The 15,770-nt window shown below is 36.6% G+C and carries 15 protein-coding genes; 9 read left to right on the plus strand and 6 right to left on the minus strand.

The window, feature by feature from the left end; all coding sequences use genetic code 11:
• Window positions 1-121 precede the first annotated feature (121 nt).
• Window positions 122-2,467, minus strand: coding sequence for an ABC transporter ATP-binding protein/permease (locus GYV61_RS02285; RefSeq protein WP_174794601.1), 2,346 nt, complete (start codon window positions 2,465-2,467; stop codon window positions 122-124).
• A gap of 85 nt (window positions 2,468-2,552) precedes the next feature.
• On the minus strand, window positions 2,553-3,641 hold the full coding sequence (locus tag GYV61_RS02290) for a YdcF family protein (RefSeq protein ID WP_174794602.1): 1,089 nt from the start codon (window positions 3,639-3,641) through the stop codon (window positions 2,553-2,555).
• A 230-nt stretch (window positions 3,642-3,871) separates the two neighbouring features.
• On the opposite strand from GYV61_RS02290, the gene GYV61_RS02295 reads away from it, so the two are divergent.
• Entirely contained in the window at window positions 3,872-4,549 is a 678-nt protein-coding gene (locus tag GYV61_RS02295) for a CPBP family intramembrane glutamic endopeptidase (protein ID WP_174794603.1), read from the plus strand.
• A 69-nt stretch (window positions 4,550-4,618) separates the two neighbouring features.
• Here the strand turns inward: GYV61_RS02295 and GYV61_RS02300 are convergent, their stop codons facing one another.
• The 3 genes from GYV61_RS02300 to cbpB form a co-directional block, all read right to left on the minus strand.
• The gene (locus tag GYV61_RS02300) at window positions 4,619-6,499 is read right to left on the minus strand and encodes a heavy metal translocating P-type ATPase (protein ID WP_174794604.1); all 1,881 of its coding nucleotides are present in this window, start codon (window positions 6,497-6,499) and stop codon (window positions 4,619-4,621) included.
• A gap of 118 nt (window positions 6,500-6,617) precedes the next feature.
• On the minus strand, window positions 6,618-7,190 hold the full coding sequence (locus GYV61_RS02305; protein WP_174794605.1) for a hypothetical protein: 573 nt from the start codon (window positions 7,188-7,190) through the stop codon (window positions 6,618-6,620).
• Window positions 7,191-7,473: 283 nt separating this feature from the next.
• The gene (cbpB, locus tag GYV61_RS02310) at window positions 7,474-7,959 is read right to left on the minus strand and encodes a cyclic-di-AMP-binding protein CbpB (protein WP_174794606.1); all 486 of its coding nucleotides are present in this window, start codon (window positions 7,957-7,959) and stop codon (window positions 7,474-7,476) included.
• A 568-nt stretch (window positions 7,960-8,527) separates the two neighbouring features.
• On the opposite strand from cbpB, the gene GYV61_RS02315 reads away from it, so the two are divergent.
• From GYV61_RS02315 to GYV61_RS02350, 8 genes are all read left to right on the plus strand, one after another.
• Entirely contained in the window at window positions 8,528-8,848 is a 321-nt protein-coding gene (locus GYV61_RS02315) for a hypothetical protein (protein WP_174794607.1), read from the plus strand.
• A 122-nt stretch (window positions 8,849-8,970) separates the two neighbouring features.
• Window positions 8,971-9,123, plus strand: coding sequence for a teichoic acid D-Ala incorporation-associated protein DltX (locus tag GYV61_RS02320; RefSeq protein WP_046325722.1), 153 nt, complete (start codon window positions 8,971-8,973; stop codon window positions 9,121-9,123).
• A 13-nt stretch (window positions 9,124-9,136) separates the two neighbouring features.
• Window positions 9,137-10,651 (plus strand): D-alanine--poly(phosphoribitol) ligase subunit DltA, encoded by a 1,515-nt coding sequence (dltA, locus tag GYV61_RS02325; RefSeq protein ID WP_174794608.1) that lies wholly within the window; start codon window positions 9,137-9,139, stop codon window positions 10,649-10,651.
• Window positions 10,651-11,895 carry a D-alanyl-lipoteichoic acid biosynthesis protein DltB gene (gene dltB, locus GYV61_RS02330; protein WP_174794609.1) on the plus strand — a complete coding sequence of 415 codons (1,245 nt, stop codon included), beginning with the start codon at window positions 10,651-10,653 and terminating at the stop codon, window positions 11,893-11,895. Before dltA ends, dltB begins: the two co-directional genes overlap by 1 nt.
• Window positions 11,896-11,925: 30 nt before the next feature.
• A complete protein-coding gene (gene dltC / locus GYV61_RS02335) occupies window positions 11,926-12,165 on the plus strand; it encodes a D-alanine--poly(phosphoribitol) ligase subunit DltC (protein ID WP_046325719.1) in 240 nt (79 codons plus the stop codon).
• Window positions 12,158-13,465: a D-alanyl-lipoteichoic acid biosynthesis protein DltD gene (dltD, locus tag GYV61_RS02340; RefSeq protein WP_174794610.1), complete on the plus strand. Its 1,308-nt coding sequence runs from the start codon at window positions 12,158-12,160 to the stop codon at window positions 13,463-13,465. Before dltC ends, dltD begins: the two co-directional genes overlap by 8 nt.
• Window positions 13,465-14,439 carry a serine hydrolase gene (locus GYV61_RS02345; RefSeq protein ID WP_174794611.1) on the plus strand — a complete coding sequence of 325 codons (975 nt, stop codon included), beginning with the start codon at window positions 13,465-13,467 and terminating at the stop codon, window positions 14,437-14,439. The genes dltD and GYV61_RS02345 overlap by 1 nt, the downstream gene beginning before the upstream one ends.
• A gap of 236 nt (window positions 14,440-14,675) precedes the next feature.
• Complete coding sequence (locus GYV61_RS02350) at window positions 14,676-15,383, plus strand: DUF975 family protein (protein WP_174794612.1); 708 nt, start codon at window positions 14,676-14,678, stop codon at window positions 15,381-15,383.
• Between the two features lie 66 nt (window positions 15,384-15,449).
• On the opposite strand, the gene GYV61_RS02355 is transcribed toward GYV61_RS02350, so the two are convergent.
• Complete coding sequence (locus tag GYV61_RS02355) at window positions 15,450-15,683, minus strand: hypothetical protein (protein ID WP_174794613.1); 234 nt, start codon at window positions 15,681-15,683, stop codon at window positions 15,450-15,452.
• Window positions 15,684-15,770 lie beyond the last annotated feature (87 nt).

Genomic DNA, 15,770 nt, shown 5'->3' on the forward strand with positions numbered 1-15,770 from the left:
GTATATTCCAATTTGTCAACAGGATGCGACAATAGATATTACTTTAAAATTATGCAAAAAAGAGCTTACCTATATTTGTTTCACATGTAACAAATATTAGGTAAACTCTAAAATGCTGTTTTTATTCACTTCTTAGTGCAATTGCTGCATCTTTCTTAGCTGCCATCCGCGCTGGCAAGTGGCCGCCAATCATAGTTAAAATGGTTGAAATAATGATTAATATCAGGGCATGCGTAGGGTTAAGCTGTGCTACATTGCTTAAGTCAGTAATGGAGTAAAGAAGACTATTAATAGGGAAGACCAGCAACCAAGCAATGAATACACCTAAAACGCCGGAAAAAACACCTAAAATAAATGTTTCGGCATCGAATACCCTGGTAATGTCTTTTTTACGGGCACCCAGTGCCTTTAAGATTCCTATTTCTTTAGTTCTTTCTAAAACAGAAGTATAAGTTAAAATACCAATCATAATCATTGATGTGACTAAAGAGATTGCGGCAAAGGCAACTAAGACCGTAGTAATACCATTAAGCAAGCCGCCAGTCATCGAAGTAACAGCGCTTGACATATCAGTATAGATAATCTTATCTTTTTTCTTTTTACCACGATTCCACTTATCTAAATAATCAAGTACTTTATCTTTGGCATCAAAATCGTTGGGATAAATCATCATGCTAGTCGGTATGGTGGAACCACCAATTGACTGTATCATTTGTTTCTTTTCCTGGGAATTCATACTTTGACCAGTCATGACATTTTGAGTAGTCTTTTTTTGTGCTTTTACTATCTCTGAAGCTTTATTTTTATTGATAATATTTTGTGTTAACTGGTCACTGTAGGCAATTCCTGCTGACAAAAGTGCCATAGAATTTTGGTCTTTTGGCCTGATGACGCCTACAATCCGCAGTTTGGTTTTGCTATTATCGTACATAGAATTACTGATTTTTTGCGGAATAAACATACCTGTCGGTAATTTCTGATAATAGTCGTTGTTGGCGACAATTTTGAAGGTTTTACCAACAAATTTGGGATACTTTATTTTTTGACCAGCTTTAACTTTGAAACCTAGGTTTTTAATAATATTAATATTTAACTTGTTTTCATTATCTGTTACTAAGACTAAATCGGTAGCTTTATGTGGCCACGCTCCAGACAAAAGTTGATAATTTTCTTTCAGGAAATTACTTTTACCAGAATTAAGTGTAGTAGGAAATACTGATGAGCCTAACCCAGTAGCACTAATTGCTTGCATCCGCATCTGGGCAGCTGCTTGAGAACTGTCTGAACTAGCAGAAATGGGGGAGAATTGGACTCGCTTAATTTTATTATCGTTACGTGTTAGTAAATTTAAGTTGATTCCACGCTGATAGGAAATATTGTTAGCATAATCAGGATTTATTTTTTTGATGTAATTAACATACTTTTGACTAATTTTATTTTGATGAGTTGACTCTTGCAGTCTATCTTTTTCAACAGTTAAATAGCCCCGATTTTTGACATTCTTATCAGATTCGTTACGGTCTTCGATATTTGAAGCATCGGTGGCGGTTTGATTGATGGTAACGGGATATTTGGCTAGTGCCTTACTCATCGTTGTATCAATCTGCTTTTGAAAGCCGTTGGATAAGGCTAAAACAACGGCGATAGATATAATTCCGATACTTGACGCAAAGGCTGTCAAAGTTGTTCTGCCTTTTTTAGTCATAATATTGGTAAAACTTAACTTGATGGCGTTCCAATACGACATTTTTGTCCGTTTCAGCTTAAAAGTATCTTTTTCTTTTTCCGGATTAAAGGAATTGGAATCATTTAAAATTTTACCATCCTGAAAGTTGACAATTCTGGTCGCATATTCCTGAGCAAGATTAGGATTATGTGTAACCATAACTACTAAGCGGTCTTTTGACAGTTTTTTAATCAGCTTCATAATTTGCTCAGATGTTTCAGTGTCAAGAGCACCAGTCGGTTCGTCGCACAGTAAGATATCAGGATCATTAGCCAAAGCCCGCGCAATTGCGACACGCTGCATTTGACCACCAGATAATTGATTGGGATTTTTAGAAATATGGTCCTTTAAGCCAACTTGGGTTAAAGCGTCTACTGCTCGCTTATGACGCTCAGAAGCAGAAACTCCGGATAAATTCATGCCCAATTCGACATTAGCAATAATTGATAAATGCGCAATTAAGTTATAATTTTGGAAAACAAAGCCGACAGAATTATTTCTGTAGGCGTCCCAGTCTGTTTCCTTAAAATTTTTAGTGGATTTACCGTTAATAATTAAGTCTCCACTGTCATAGCGATCAAGTCCACCAATGACATTTAATAACGTGGTTTTACCAGACCCACTAGGTCCCAAAATTGCGACAAATTCTTGGTTACGAAATGATATGGAAACATCATCAAGTGCATGTGTAACTGTATCACCGACATGATATGACTTGCGTAAATCTTTTAATTGTAACATGCCTTTTTCTCTTTCTTTTAATAATTAATTAATAACAGATAGTTTAACATTTATGAAAGAGCAAAGCCAAAGAAAGATAACTATTTTAATGAATAAGTCCAGTTAAATCAAATAAAGCATAAATAATGAAGAATAATACAATTAATAAAATGGCAATTATATGCCGTTTCTTGTTTAAAAGCAAAACTGCAGCAAATTCACGCACGATTGCATTGGGCAGAAAGTAAAAACGAGTATAGCAGCCTACGCCGTTGGCATTAAGTCCGGCAGCTTTAGCGTAAAGAGAAGCCCTAAAAATGTGATAATTATTACTGAAAAATTTTGCTCTATAATTTTTACTGCCAAAATCTTTTGCGGCAACCTCAGCCGAAAATTTCATGTTTTGGTAGGTATTCTTGGAGTTATCTTCTAGTAATATATCACTAGGCTCAATTCCACGAGCGATTGCATACTCGGTCATTGCCTGTGCTTCAGCAACTTTTTCGTCTCCACCTTTACCACCGGACATGATAAACTTAGGCTTTTTTCTTCCTTTAGTAACCTGTTTTTGGGCATACTCAATTGCACGATTGATACGACTAGCTAAAAGTGGTGTAACTGTTTCACCTTGCGACAGGCCGGCGCCCAAAACAATTAAATAGTCTTGGTTATACTGTCTTGGTACAATTTGATAGAAAGTCAAATTTACTAAAAAGTTATAAGCAACAAAAAGCAGATAATCGAAAACAGCTGTTGGTGCATATAAGAGAATTCTGACCCAAGACGGCATGTTTTTAAACGGACCAATTAGTGCAATTAACCACACGACAATTATCCCGATACCAATAAAAAGTGTTAATAAGTTTGACAGCGTGTGACTTTCGCGTTTCCAGACAATATATGCATTCCACAAGAAAAACAGCCAGGAAAAGGCAGCCATCAGAGTAATTGCGGCTACAAATAAAACTACTAGAATTTCATAAGTTAAAATGAGCGGCCTTAAGCTCGTAGATAGAATCATTACTGTGAGCCAAACACCGAATGTTAACAAAAAAATCGTGAAAAGAATACCATTAAGTAATCTCCGAGGTTCTTTTAACCAGGAAACCAAAAAAACAGTGAGTGTTGCTAACATAATAAGTGAAAGAATTATAAAAGATCGGTTCTGGTTTAGAATCTCAAAAAATCTAATCATAATAGCCTGCCTTTGCTCTAGAGATAAGTCTATTATAATAAATATGTTTAAAAAGTCCTAGTAAATTAAAGTATGCTAGAATAAGAAAGTTATTTCCCAGGAAATAATTACCGGCCTTATTATGATATCTGAGCCATAACATCAAATAAAGACTGGTTATATTGATACTGAGATACTAGATAAATTAGTTATGGCTTTGCTTTTATTTTGGTCAGAAAGGAGCTAAGTGAATGAAAAAGTTTTTCTATTTTCTAGGAAATCTAATTACAATAGTGCTTGCTTTTATACTTTATACGATTGTACAACAGTTTTATTTTTATCCTTACAAGTTAAGAAAATCATTGGGCTTAGGAAATATTCCTTTTGTGGTGCTGACTGCCATAATTACAATCATAGCTTTGCTATTAGTATTTTACTTTTATTGCCTGCAGTTAAGACGTAGTAATGAGCAAAATTATAATAGTAAACCACACTGGCAGGCTAAAAAGGTATTGCTTTCTCTTTTAGGGGCAATAATGCTCATTTTTGTCAGTGCAACTATTCAATTGGCTTTAGGCTTTAATACGGAGCAGACTTCTACTAATCAAAATCTTCTTGACCAAATTTCTTATCAGGCAGGTTACTTTTTCCCCGTAATGGTTATAATTGTGGGACCAATATTTGAGGAAATTATTTTTCGCGGACTATTCTTTAATACTTTTTTCAATAAAAACACAAGTAGTAACAAATGGTTAGGCATACTTTTAAGTGGACTTATTTTTGGTTACGCTCATGATCCCGGACTAACCAAATATCTGCTCGTTTATTGGGCCTTAGGTTGTGTATTAGCATGGGTTTACACTACTAGCAAGGATTTACGCTATTCGATTTTATCCCATATGATTTTTAATTCCTTAGGATTCCTATAAATAAAGCCTGATAAATTACGTCTCGTCTAAAACGCTGATTTATCAGGCTTTTTTAAATAGGAAAATTTTTTAATTAGTAGTTTTACTGATTCCTGTTTGTTCTGGGTTTGTGGGCGTAGTTTTAGCTAAAAGCGCCAAGCTAATTGAAATCATATCTACTACTTCCTGTAAAATGGCACCCCAAAAAGCGGGAATAGCACCGGTAAAGGCAATTAATTCAATTATAATAACTATTGTGATAGCTGTTAATACATCAATATTAGCGACTTTCATCGTATGCTTAGAAATAGCTACGGCATCGTTAATTTTAGATAAATCATTTACCATAATAATAGCATCTGCACTTTCGCTGGCTGCCGAGGCTCCCTTGGCTCCCATTGCAATGCCAACATCAGCAGCAGATAGACTAGGTGCGTCATTAATTCCGTCACCAGTCATCACAACTGGTCGATTTTCTTTCTTTACATTTTTAATCGCAGCTATTTTTTCTGCTGGTAATAATTCATAGCGAATATCTTTTACATTAAGTGCTTCGCCAATTTTAGTTGCAACGTCTTTATGATCTCCTGTCAACATCATAATATGAGCATTGCTTTGGCGCCGTAAACGCTTAATCGTCTGCGCACTTTCAGGCCTAACTTGGTCTTTAAATGTAATATAGCCAGCGTATTTATTATCAATTGAGATATAAATAGCTGTAGCATTGGTTTCCTGCACTTTTTGCGAATTATCTGCTGGTTTAATGTAGCTCAGCTTGCCCACTTTGACTAAATGGCTTTCAACGATGCCGCTAACGCCTTGACCAGTTGATTCTTTAATTTGTGTAGCGGGTTTTAAGAGTCTGTTATCCGCTACCCTAACTAGTGAATTGGCAATAATATGGCTTGATTGTTGTTCGACACTGGTGGCGTAGCTTTGCAGAGTTTCCGCACTATAACTGCTATTATCAGCGGGAATGATTTCATCAATTACCAGTTGATTTTCCGTTAAAGTACCAGTTTTATCAAAGGCAAAAGTTTTAGCTGAGGCTAATTTCTCTAAGGTAGGACCAGATTTGACAATAATATGGTGTTTAGACATGGAACTCATGCCGGATACCAATGCCACAGGTGCTGCTATTAATAATGGGCAGGGCGAAGCAACAACCATAACTTCTGCGAAATTAATTGGATTACCGGAATGAATCCAAGCGGCGATTCCTATTACCAAGGAAATAATAGTGAAGGGAACAGCATAGCGATCAGCCATTTTGACAAATTTAGCCGGTTGCGCTTGCGAAGATTTAACTAATGAAACGATAGTTTGATATTCTGAATCACTGGCTTTTTTAGTAACAGCCATTTCAACAGCAACATTGCCATTAATTGAACCGGACATTAATTGATCCCCGGGGTTTTTGGCAACTGGCACCGACTCACCGGTTAAAGAAGATTGATCAAAACTGGATTCACCTTTAATAACTTTCCCATCTACAGGCACCTGTTCACCAGGCTTAATTAGAATGTGATCGCCAATTGCTAATTGTTCTACATTTACCGATATAATTTTTTGATTACTGATTTTGTTGGCAATAGTAGGAGAATTATTTAAAAGTGAACGAAGTTCTTTATCTGCTTGACCAGTGGCGTAATCTTCTAAAGCCTGCCCGCCTGTCATCATCACTAGAATCATCCATTCAGCCCAAATGTCACCAATTAGAATAGTAGAAACGACTGCTATTACAGCTAGAATATCAACGCCGTAACGTCCCGATTTAAAGTCGCCAACTATTTCAGTGATCAGGGAATATGCCATTATAATACCAACTAAATCCATTAAAATAGTTTGGATGGGAAACTGCAGACTTCCCAGCTGAAAAAGACTTTTTGTTTTTAAGCCAAACTGGCAAATAAGAGCTACTATTCCGATAGCTAAAACACAAAAAAACTTCCATTGACGTTTAAAACTCATGCATTATGCCTCCTGCAAAAAGAAATATAACTATATTTTAGCACTAATTTAGACTTATTCTAAATTAGTGCTAAATTTTAGGTAAAAAAAAGACCAGTCATCTGACTGCTCCTTTTAATTAGTGATTTTTAAACTTAATGATCTTATTTGCGTGATTCTCTGCTTTAATTAACTTTGGTGTGTCTTTTGTTGGGTGCTTTTTAACTTTAAAAGTTTGGTATTCATCTTTAGCTGGATGAATGTGAAAAATTTTAGTCCGTCCTAATGAGTCAATCAAATCGGAGGAAGACATTGTAATAAAGTCATCATTGTCACCATAATCATCAGTTTCTGCAAAATACTGGTTAATTTTCGCAATTCCCTTTTCTGAAAAGTGTTCTTCTTTGGCTAAGTCAAGGAGAAGAGCGTGTAAGCGCGAAGCGGACACCAATTCATGCTGCAAAATTATAAAGATCCACGAAAAATTGGAATCTATTGATTTAAGCCGCTTATTTATTTTATCTTTGTAAAAAGCATCAGCGATTTTAGCGGCCTCGTCCATACTATCTGGGCTCTCTGTCAAATTTTTTAGTTGAGAAACCAACTCAGCTCTGTCTTTTAGTGATAGCTCTTGATCATTTGGGTAAGTCCAATTTTTTATAATTGCGCTTATCAAAAATGTCAATTGCGCAGAAATTGTTTTACTTGCCATATTAGTGCTCTTCTTTTCTAATTATTCAAGAAATATCTATTAATTTTTATTAACTAATTTAGCAAAGCGTTATTTAATTTTTTAAGATCAGGGATGTCAATATTGTAATTGCGTATATGTCTACAAAATAACACAAAATCAAAATCAATTTTTCACATTGTACTAACTAAATAGCTGGATTACCAAATAAAACCTAGATTTCCCTAGCTAATTATATTATAGCTTAATTTGAAGTAAAGTACACTAAAAAATGTAATAAATAATTATAAATTTACAGTATATCTCATAATTGCTTATTTTTAGTAATTGGAGTAACTTTATATTCCTTTTCAAAGTTGTGCGCTATGTAATTAAATGCTTTAATCCATTCGCGTCTTGTCAGTAGTCCTTGAAAAACGCCATAGTCATCAACGACGGGTAAAAAGGCATTGTCAACTAGTAAATGAAGCTGTGTTTCCAGGGTAGTTTGCACAAAGTTGATTTTGTCAAACTCGGTTTGCATTACATCGCGTACTTGTAATTGATTTAATGGTTCAAGAGAAATATCATCTGTTTTCATCATTTTATCTGTGATCATTGCTAAACTTAGTAGGCCAACTACACGGCTTTCGCGGTCAAGGACTGGAATTTTTGAATATTTAACGCGAGTTAAAATCATAAAGGCATGGTACAAAGGATTGTCATCTTCGACAAATGCAATACGGGAAGCAGGAATAATGAATGAACCTGATTTTTCTTCCAGTAAGTGTTTTATTGTGGGTGAAAACATTAGATATAGACCTCTCATATTGATAAGTAATAAATAACTAAGTTAATCCTATAACAAAGAAAAAAGGCTCGCAAGGTGTGCGAGCCTGTTAGTTTTCATCTACTTTGAAGGAGTAAGAATGAATGAAATAAAAAAGTGGGAGTATGTAGTAAGCATTGCTATTGCTTACTACATTTAAAATGATATCTCTAAATTATGAAGTTAAGGTAGAAAATCTCTTATAAAAGAGTAAAGAATTTCTTTAGAACTGTTTAAGAGTATAGAAAAACTCACGTAACGCACGTGAGTCGAAAGGGATAGATATGAAAATGACCTGTAAAGTCATTTCGGTTTTTTCATTATTATACTTGGAGGAGTATGAATGAAAAACAAAAAGTTGAGTATGATATAGAAAAGATATATATCTTTTCTATATCACAATTATAGTATAACTATAAAATGTGAAAAAAGTATGACGAAAATGACAAAATACAAATTTCGGTTGCTACAAAATTGTTTGTTACAAAACTCATTGTTATAATTAGGTTTACTCCATTTGAAAGGGATAATTGAGATTTTAAGGAGAAAAATGAGTAGACAAGATTATCGTAAAAAAATCACTTTCTGGTTACGCTTTTCCGGGTGGCTTTGCTTACTACCGGCAAGCGTCTGGCTGCGGCTATATCAATTAATTGGTCAAGGTGCATTGGCCTACACGTTTTTAGGGGAACTAATTTTTACAGTTTTATTTGCCACATATATTTTAACTACCGCAGAGAGTGAGCGTTGGTTAAAGCCAACTAATCTTTTTATCTTATTAATAATTACTATACTGTTTGGCTCATTCATAATTTTAATTCCGCTTTGTTTTGCTTATAATGATTGTCGCAAGTTGAACGACGAACGATAAACGGACGAAAAGGGAAAATATTTAAATTTGGTAAAAATTTGAGGTGGATTTTTGGGTGACAAAACTTTAGTAGTACTATATTCGATAGTACATTTTATTAATATTGAGAAAGATATGAAATTATGGCTAAAAAAGAGAAAAATGATTCACGTGGAAAACGTATTGGGAAGTTCATTTTAACGACGGTTATCTATTGTGTCATTTTAATGGTGTTAATTTATTTATATCAATACAGTGGGCTGACTTCTGTTCACTTTATTTATAACGAATTTTAAGCTGGTACAAATCATGATTGAAAATGTAATTAAAAAAATTGATGAAGTTGCTCAAGCGGATCCTGAACGTATTGCCTATGACTATTTAAGTCAAACTAATACCTACGGTGATCTCAAAAAACGCTCAGATGAATGGGCTCATAAAATTGCTGGTTTAGGACTTTCACCGCAAAGTCCCGTTATGATCTGGGGCGGTCAGGACTTTGAAATGGTTGCCAGTTTCTTAGGCTGTGTCAAATCAGGTCACGCCTATATTCCTATTGCCAGTTACTCTAATGCAGAACGAATAGTAATGATTCAGGAAGTTTCTCAATCTGAAGCAATTCTTGCAATTGATGATCTACCTGAAATTGATTTACCACCTATTAAAGTTGTACGTCCTAAAGATGTAGAAAAGGGAAATTATGAACCCAATCCTGAAAACTTTGTCCAAGGTGATGACAACTTTTACATTATTTTTACTTCAGGCACTAGTGGCAAACCTAAAGGCGTACAGATTAGTCATAATAATCTGCTTAGCTTTATTAACTGGGAAATGACAGACTTTGATCTGCCCCAACATCCAGCATTTTTGTCTCAAGCACCGTATTCATTTGATCTTTCAGTGATGAGTCTTTATCCGGCTTTAGTTGGAGCAGGGAAGTTAGTGGCTCTGCCACATGAAGTGACGCAAAACTTTGCTCAATTATTCCAGACATTGCCTCAATTACAATTTAACGTTTGGGTTTCAACCCCGTCATTTGCGCAAATGTGTTTTTTGGATAAAACCTTCACTGCCAAGCAGCATCCCAGCTTGTCGCACTTTTTGTTCTGTGGTGAAGAATTGCCCCACAATGAAGTAGTAATGCTAAAAAAGAAATTTCCTCAGGCACGCATTTTTAACACCTATGGACCTACCGAAACAACAGTTGCAGTCACCCAAGTGGAAATTACAGATGCAGTTTTACAGAAATATGACCGCTTGCCAATTGGCAAGGTTAAAGCGGACACCAAAATAACTATTGACAAAACTAAAGGTGATCAGCCTGATGAAGGTGAAATCATTATTACTGGCCCAAGTACATCTAAGGGTTATATGAATAATCCGGAGAAGACTGCTAAGGCTTTCTTTAAAAAGCCGGGTGACCAATATCTCAGTCATCGTTCAGGCGATGAAGGTTTCTTCGACCAGGACATGCTCTTTTATCGCGGGCGGATTGACTTCCAGATCAAATTCAACGGCTACCGCATCGAGCTGGAAGAAATCAACCATTATATCGGTATGAATAAACTGGTTGATCATGGTGTAGCTGCACCTAAATATAATCAGGACCATACGGTTAAGCAGATTGTAGCGGAAATCAAACTCAAAGATGGTGTTAAAGAACAATATTCCGAAGCAGAAATTAGCAAAATGATTCGGAATGATTTAGCTAAGGATCTGATGCCATATATGATTCCGCAACGTTATGTTTACCGTGAAACATTACCAGTCTCACAAAATGGCAAAGTTGACATTAAGGCCGTCATTAAGGAGGTCAACGAGTAGTGAACTTTAACTTCATTAACTTACAGCCTTATTCCAATCCGCATTACTTTGTGTATTTGATGATTGGCTTAATCCCCATTATCATCGGGCTGTATTGGGGGCATCGCTTCAAAATCTATGAAGTTGTGTTCTCGTTAGTTTTTTTATTTCTCATTTTTGATGGCGAAAAATGGCAACAGGGCGTTAGCCTGATCATTTATATTCTGTTTCAGCTCCTGGTTTCCTATGGCTATCTCTATTATCGCAAGCGCCAAAACAGTTCAAATAAAACCTGGGTCTTTTACCTAGCGGTAATTTTAGCAATTGTGCCGCTGATTTTAGTCAAAGTGCAGACTGCTTTCCCGCAAGCTAAAATTCCAGGAGTCTTGGCCTTTCTGGGTATTTCCTATCTTACTTTCAAGACCGTGCAGGTTGTGATGGAAGTGCGTGATGGTGCTATTAAAGAACTTAATCTGGGAACGTATTTACGCTTTCTCTTGTTCTTTCCCACCATTTCCTCAGGCCCAATTGATCGCTATCGCAGATTTGCCAAGGAGTGTGATGCTGTTCCTAAGCGTGAGCAATATTTAAATGACTTGGAACTTGCAACCCGTTACTTGTTTCAGGGCTTTCTCTATAAATTTGTTCTGGGCTGGTTCTTTGGTACATATTGGCTGCCGCGAATTACCAGGGCTGCCTTGATTACAGGTACTGCCAATGGCGGTTTAAAACTTTCTTGGTGGTTAGTGGCTTATATGTACTGCTACAGTATGTATTTGTTCTTTGACTTTGCCGGTTATTCCTTATTTGCCGTGTCAATTTCCTATTTTATGGGTATTCACACTCCAATGAACTTTAATAAGCCGTTTATTTCACAAAATATTAAAGAATTCTGGAACCGCTGGCACATGACTTTGTCCTTTTGGTTTCGGGACTACATCTACATGCGGTTTACCTTCTTCGCCATGAAGAAAAAGCTGTTCAAGAATCCTGTTCGGCTGTCACAAGCAGCATACTTGCTCTTGTTTCTGGTGATGGGTTTCTGGCACGGGCTGACCTGGTATTATATTGTTTATGGATTGTTTCATGCTGTGGCCATTATCATCAATGATTGCTGGCTGCGGTTTAAGAAGAAGCACAAAGACAAATTGCCATCAAATAAATACACCAAATGGCTGGCTATCTTTGTCACTTTCAATGTAGTTTGTTTTAGTTTCCTGATATTCTCAGGTTTTCTCAGTCAACTATGGTTTGGCTGGAAGTAAGCAAGAATTTTATCTAAGGAGTTTTTTACAATGGATACCAAAAAAGAAGTTTTAGCAATTTTACAAGATTTAACTGGTGAAGATTTAGCAGACAGAATGGATGAAAATATTTTTGCCAACGGCTTAATGGATTCAATGGCTAGTGTCCAAATGCTATTAAATTTACAGGAAAAATTTCAAATTGATGTACCAGTTTCTGAATTTGATAGAAACGAATGGGATACGCCTAATAAAATTGTGGCAAAGGTGGAAAATTTAGAAAATGAGTAACAAACGCCGGCTGTGGCAGATATTTGGCCCAGTGCTCTGCGCCGCCATCTTGTTACTGGTTATCTTTTTAATGCCGTGGGAGCGGACATTTTCGCAAGGTGCCATTTATCAAGCAGCTAATTCCCAGACCACGACCATTTTTAAAGGCTCTTTGATGAAACAGGATGCCTTTAAAGATGACTACGTGCCTTTTTACGGGTCAAGTGAACTGTCACGACTTGATCCCCTGCACCCGAGTGTAATTGCGCAAAAATATCACCGCGATTACCGGCCGTTTTTGTTAGGTGGCCCGGGTAGCCAGTCTTTGGCACATTTTTTAGAGATGCAGGGCACGTCAAAACAGCTTAAGGGTAAAAAAGCCGTGGTGATTGTTTCACCGCAATGGTTTACCAAGAAGGGGCAAAATCCAGATGCTTTTGCCTTGTATTATTCACCGCTGCAGGCCTGCAATTTTCTCTTAAACATCAAGAAAACCAGTATAACTAACCGCTATGCGGCTAAACGTTTCTTGCAGATGCCGGAAGTGAAAGGCGTTATTAAGCTGGGAATGAGAAGAGCTGCCCGAGGAGAGCAGCTGACCGGGTTTCAACGTTTCTACTTGGAGAACCAGCGGCGCATACTTAACAATGAAGACAAGTTCTTTAGTACCTTTCAATTACGAGACCGCATCAAAAAGATCAATAAGCAGGCTAAACTTTTGCCGGCTACTTATTCAGTCAAGGCCTTAGACCGGGTAGCAAGTGAGCAGGCTGAACTTAACACTAATTCTAATAGCTTTGGTATTAATAACCGCTTTTTTAAGCGGCGCTTGAATAAACGTTTATTGGTTAAATTGAAGGGCAGTCAACGGCACTTTAACTACACTAAATCAGTAGAATACAGTGATTTTGAACTGATGTTGCACCAGTTTGCCAAGCAACATACCAATGTGTTATTCATTATCCCACCGATCAATGAAAAGTGGTCTAATTATACGGGCTTATCGCAGGAAATGTATCAAAAGGCCGTTTCCAAGATTAAGTATCAGCTGGCCAGTCAGGGCTTTGATAACATCACCGATTTGTCTAAGCGCGGCGGTGAACAGTACTTCATGGAAGATACGATTCACCTAGGTTGGCGCGGCTGGGTAGCAGTCGACCGGGCAGTAAAGCCGTTTATGGCGCAAGCTAATGTACCGCATAACTATAATATTCATAACTATTTTTATAGTAAAAAGTGGCAAAAAAAGCCGTACCAGATTAGTTTAACAAATGAAAATCCGGTAAATGGCACTTCAAAAGAATCTTTAAAAGGAAAATAGTGCGCCAGCAAATTGATGCTCTCAGAATAAAGGGCTCAATTCTAGTCATTAAAAATGACAAGATAATGCTTAACTATGCTTTAGGCAATAACACTGACACTAGTTATCTAATTAATTCAGTACAAAAATCCATGACTGCCGCAATTATCATGCACCTAGTGCAAGAGGGCAAGTTAAGTTTGCAGGATAAATTAAGTAAATTTTATCCGCAAATTGCTGGAGCGAAGAAGGTTAAGCTGAAAAACCTGCTGGCAATGACCGCTGGTCTTGATCTTAAACCAGGGGCAAGACTGGGACAAAAGCATTTTGTTTCGGATAATGATAATATCCAACATGATGCGGTTAACACTATTTTTGAGCCCGCCTTGTTAAATAAGTGGCACTATAGCTCGCTAAATTATGTTTACTTGTGCGGTATTATGAGTAAAATAACGGGCCAAAGCTATGAGCAGTTATTCCGCGACACCTATGTCAGACCATTAAAGTTGAAACAAACAGAATTTTTGTGGTCAAAGCCGGGCAAAATTATTGCTAGTCATTTGGTACCGGGTATGATTTATCGCAAAGGCCGCTATGATGTAGTTAAGCATAAAGCAGCCCTAAGGGATGCTCATAGTGAGTTAGGTGCTGGTTCAGTAGTAATGTCAAATCATGATTTGGCTAAAGTAATACGATATCTGCTGACTGGTAGTTTACTAACCCGCAGGAGCCGCAAATTGCTATACCAAGCGGCCCCTCCGGCCTATTATAATGGTGGCTTTTATAACAATATTAAGCTGAAAACCAAAACGGCTAATGGAGCCGGACAGGGCTATTATACTTTCATGCGTAGCACTAATAATGCCAAAACCATTCTGATTATTCAGTCTAATAAAACTCGTGAAGGTCGATTTGGCCGACTAAAAGGGCAAATAAATCAAATTATGTTGGAACTGCTTGGCCGTAAGGCTTACAGTGCAAATATAATTGGCTAAAACTTGTTTTTTGGTTAATTGCATGCTAAAATTCTGTTGTGTCGCCATAGGGAAGTAATCATTTTCTCCGGTAGCGAAAATGTAAATTTCTATATGTGGTCAGTAGTGGTGACACAAACACTGTGTGAGCTTAGTTCCGATGTTGGTGGAACTAGGCTTTTTTTGTCTTTTCTTTGCTACGTAACATTATTCGAGAGTAAAATGTAATTAGTATATACTAGATAAGGAGATAAGTTATGAACAGAGCAGAACTGAAACTAGAAGCTAGAAATCAGCTTCGTCATAACTGGGGCTGGGCAGTTAGTATTGGTATCGTAATGACGCTATTTGTCGGCTTCTTTTTTGCTGCACCAGTAGTAAATGGTTCACTTAAGACTGCCAATAATGTAAATGATGTCATGGGAACTGGCTCAATTGATTCACTGTTTAAGCCTGCATTTTGGGCAGGACAAATAGGACCTGATAATGGTTTAACTTTTATTGGTAGTTTTTTCATGTTGAGCATGGTGATAACATTTTTGCATTTTGCTCGCGGAGAAAGGCTAAGCTTTTTTAAGGGAATTTTTTCTACTTTTACTGATGGCCGTTTTATTCCAGAATTTCTAAATTTTCTTTTTAGCTCTATTTTTCAATTTTTATGGACTTTATTATTATTCATTCCCGGGTTAATTAAATCCTATTCTTATGCTATGACGCCATATATTGTTAATGATTTGGTGGAAAGTGGACAAGAGGTACATGCCACAACAGCAATTACTGCAAGCCGTCAGCTGATGGCTGGTCATAAGTGGGAATTGTTCGTACTTAATTTAAGCTTTATTGGCTGGTATCTATTATGTCTTATTACTTTAGGTATTGGGTTTATTTGGCTGATTCCTTATGAACAAACAACTAAAGCTAACTTTTACCGTCAATTGGCGGGAGATCATTATTTAAAAAAGTAAATTGGTAACAAACTAAAAGAGCAAGGCAATAGCTGTCTTGCTCTTTTAGTTTTGTTTTAAGAAAGTTTAGTATTTATTTAAATCCTCAATACTTTCCTGAAACCATTTTCCCGCATACGCAGAATTGAAATTATCGGTTTTTTTAAGCGCATCTTTGATTTGGCTGGAACTTAAGTGATCTAATAAATATAGTTTTAATGCCTTATTGATTAGGTCATTAAATTCTGTATCAGTAGTTTCTAAATATTTATCTGTTAGTTTTGCCACTTTTTCAGTTAATTCGATTTTCTTTCTGCTCATGTTCTCGCCTCTTAAAATACAATTTCATTATACCATTTTATTCATAACTAATAATAAAAAAGATAATGGGTGATAAAAATGGCTCGC

It is taken from the genome of Lactobacillus melliventris (assembly GCF_013346935.1).
Classification (GTDB): domain Bacteria; phylum Bacillota; class Bacilli; order Lactobacillales; family Lactobacillaceae; genus Lactobacillus.

What these genes read in the sequence shown, in the direction of transcription:
- GYV61_RS02315 (WP_174794607.1), top strand. Translation starts at nt 8,528, where the DNA reads ATGAGTAGACAAGATTATCGTAAAAAAATCACTTTCTGGTTACGCTTT.
- GYV61_RS02350 (WP_174794612.1), top strand. Translation starts at nt 14,676, where the DNA reads ATGAACAGAGCAGAACTGAAACTAGAAGCTAGAAATCAGCTTCGTCAT.
- GYV61_RS02295 (WP_174794603.1), top strand. Translation starts at nt 3,872, where the DNA reads ATGAAAAAGTTTTTCTATTTTCTAGGAAATCTAATTACAATAGTGCTT.
- GYV61_RS02300 (WP_174794604.1), bottom strand. Translation starts at nt 6,499, where the DNA reads ATGAGTTTTAAACGTCAATGGAAGTTTTTTTGTGTTTTAGCTATCGGA.
- GYV61_RS02355 (WP_174794613.1), bottom strand. Translation starts at nt 15,683, where the DNA reads ATGAGCAGAAAGAAAATCGAATTAACTGAAAAAGTGGCAAAACTAACA.
- GYV61_RS02305 (WP_174794605.1), bottom strand. Translation starts at nt 7,190, where the DNA reads ATGGCAAGTAAAACAATTTCTGCGCAATTGACATTTTTGATAAGCGCA.
- cbpB (WP_174794606.1), bottom strand. Translation starts at nt 7,959, where the DNA reads ATGTTTTCACCCACAATAAAACACTTACTGGAAGAAAAATCAGGTTCA.
- dltC (WP_046325719.1), top strand. Translation starts at nt 11,926, where the DNA reads ATGGATACCAAAAAAGAAGTTTTAGCAATTTTACAAGATTTAACTGGT.
- dltD (WP_174794610.1), top strand. Translation starts at nt 12,158, where the DNA reads ATGAGTAACAAACGCCGGCTGTGGCAGATATTTGGCCCAGTGCTCTGC.
- GYV61_RS02320 (WP_046325722.1), top strand. Translation starts at nt 8,971, where the DNA reads ATGGCTAAAAAAGAGAAAAATGATTCACGTGGAAAACGTATTGGGAAG.
- GYV61_RS02290 (WP_174794602.1), bottom strand. Translation starts at nt 3,641, where the DNA reads ATGATTAGATTTTTTGAGATTCTAAACCAGAACCGATCTTTTATAATT.
- GYV61_RS02285 (WP_174794601.1), bottom strand. Translation starts at nt 2,467, where the DNA reads ATGTTACAATTAAAAGATTTACGCAAGTCATATCATGTCGGTGATACA.
- dltA (WP_174794608.1), top strand. Translation starts at nt 9,137, where the DNA reads ATGATTGAAAATGTAATTAAAAAAATTGATGAAGTTGCTCAAGCGGAT.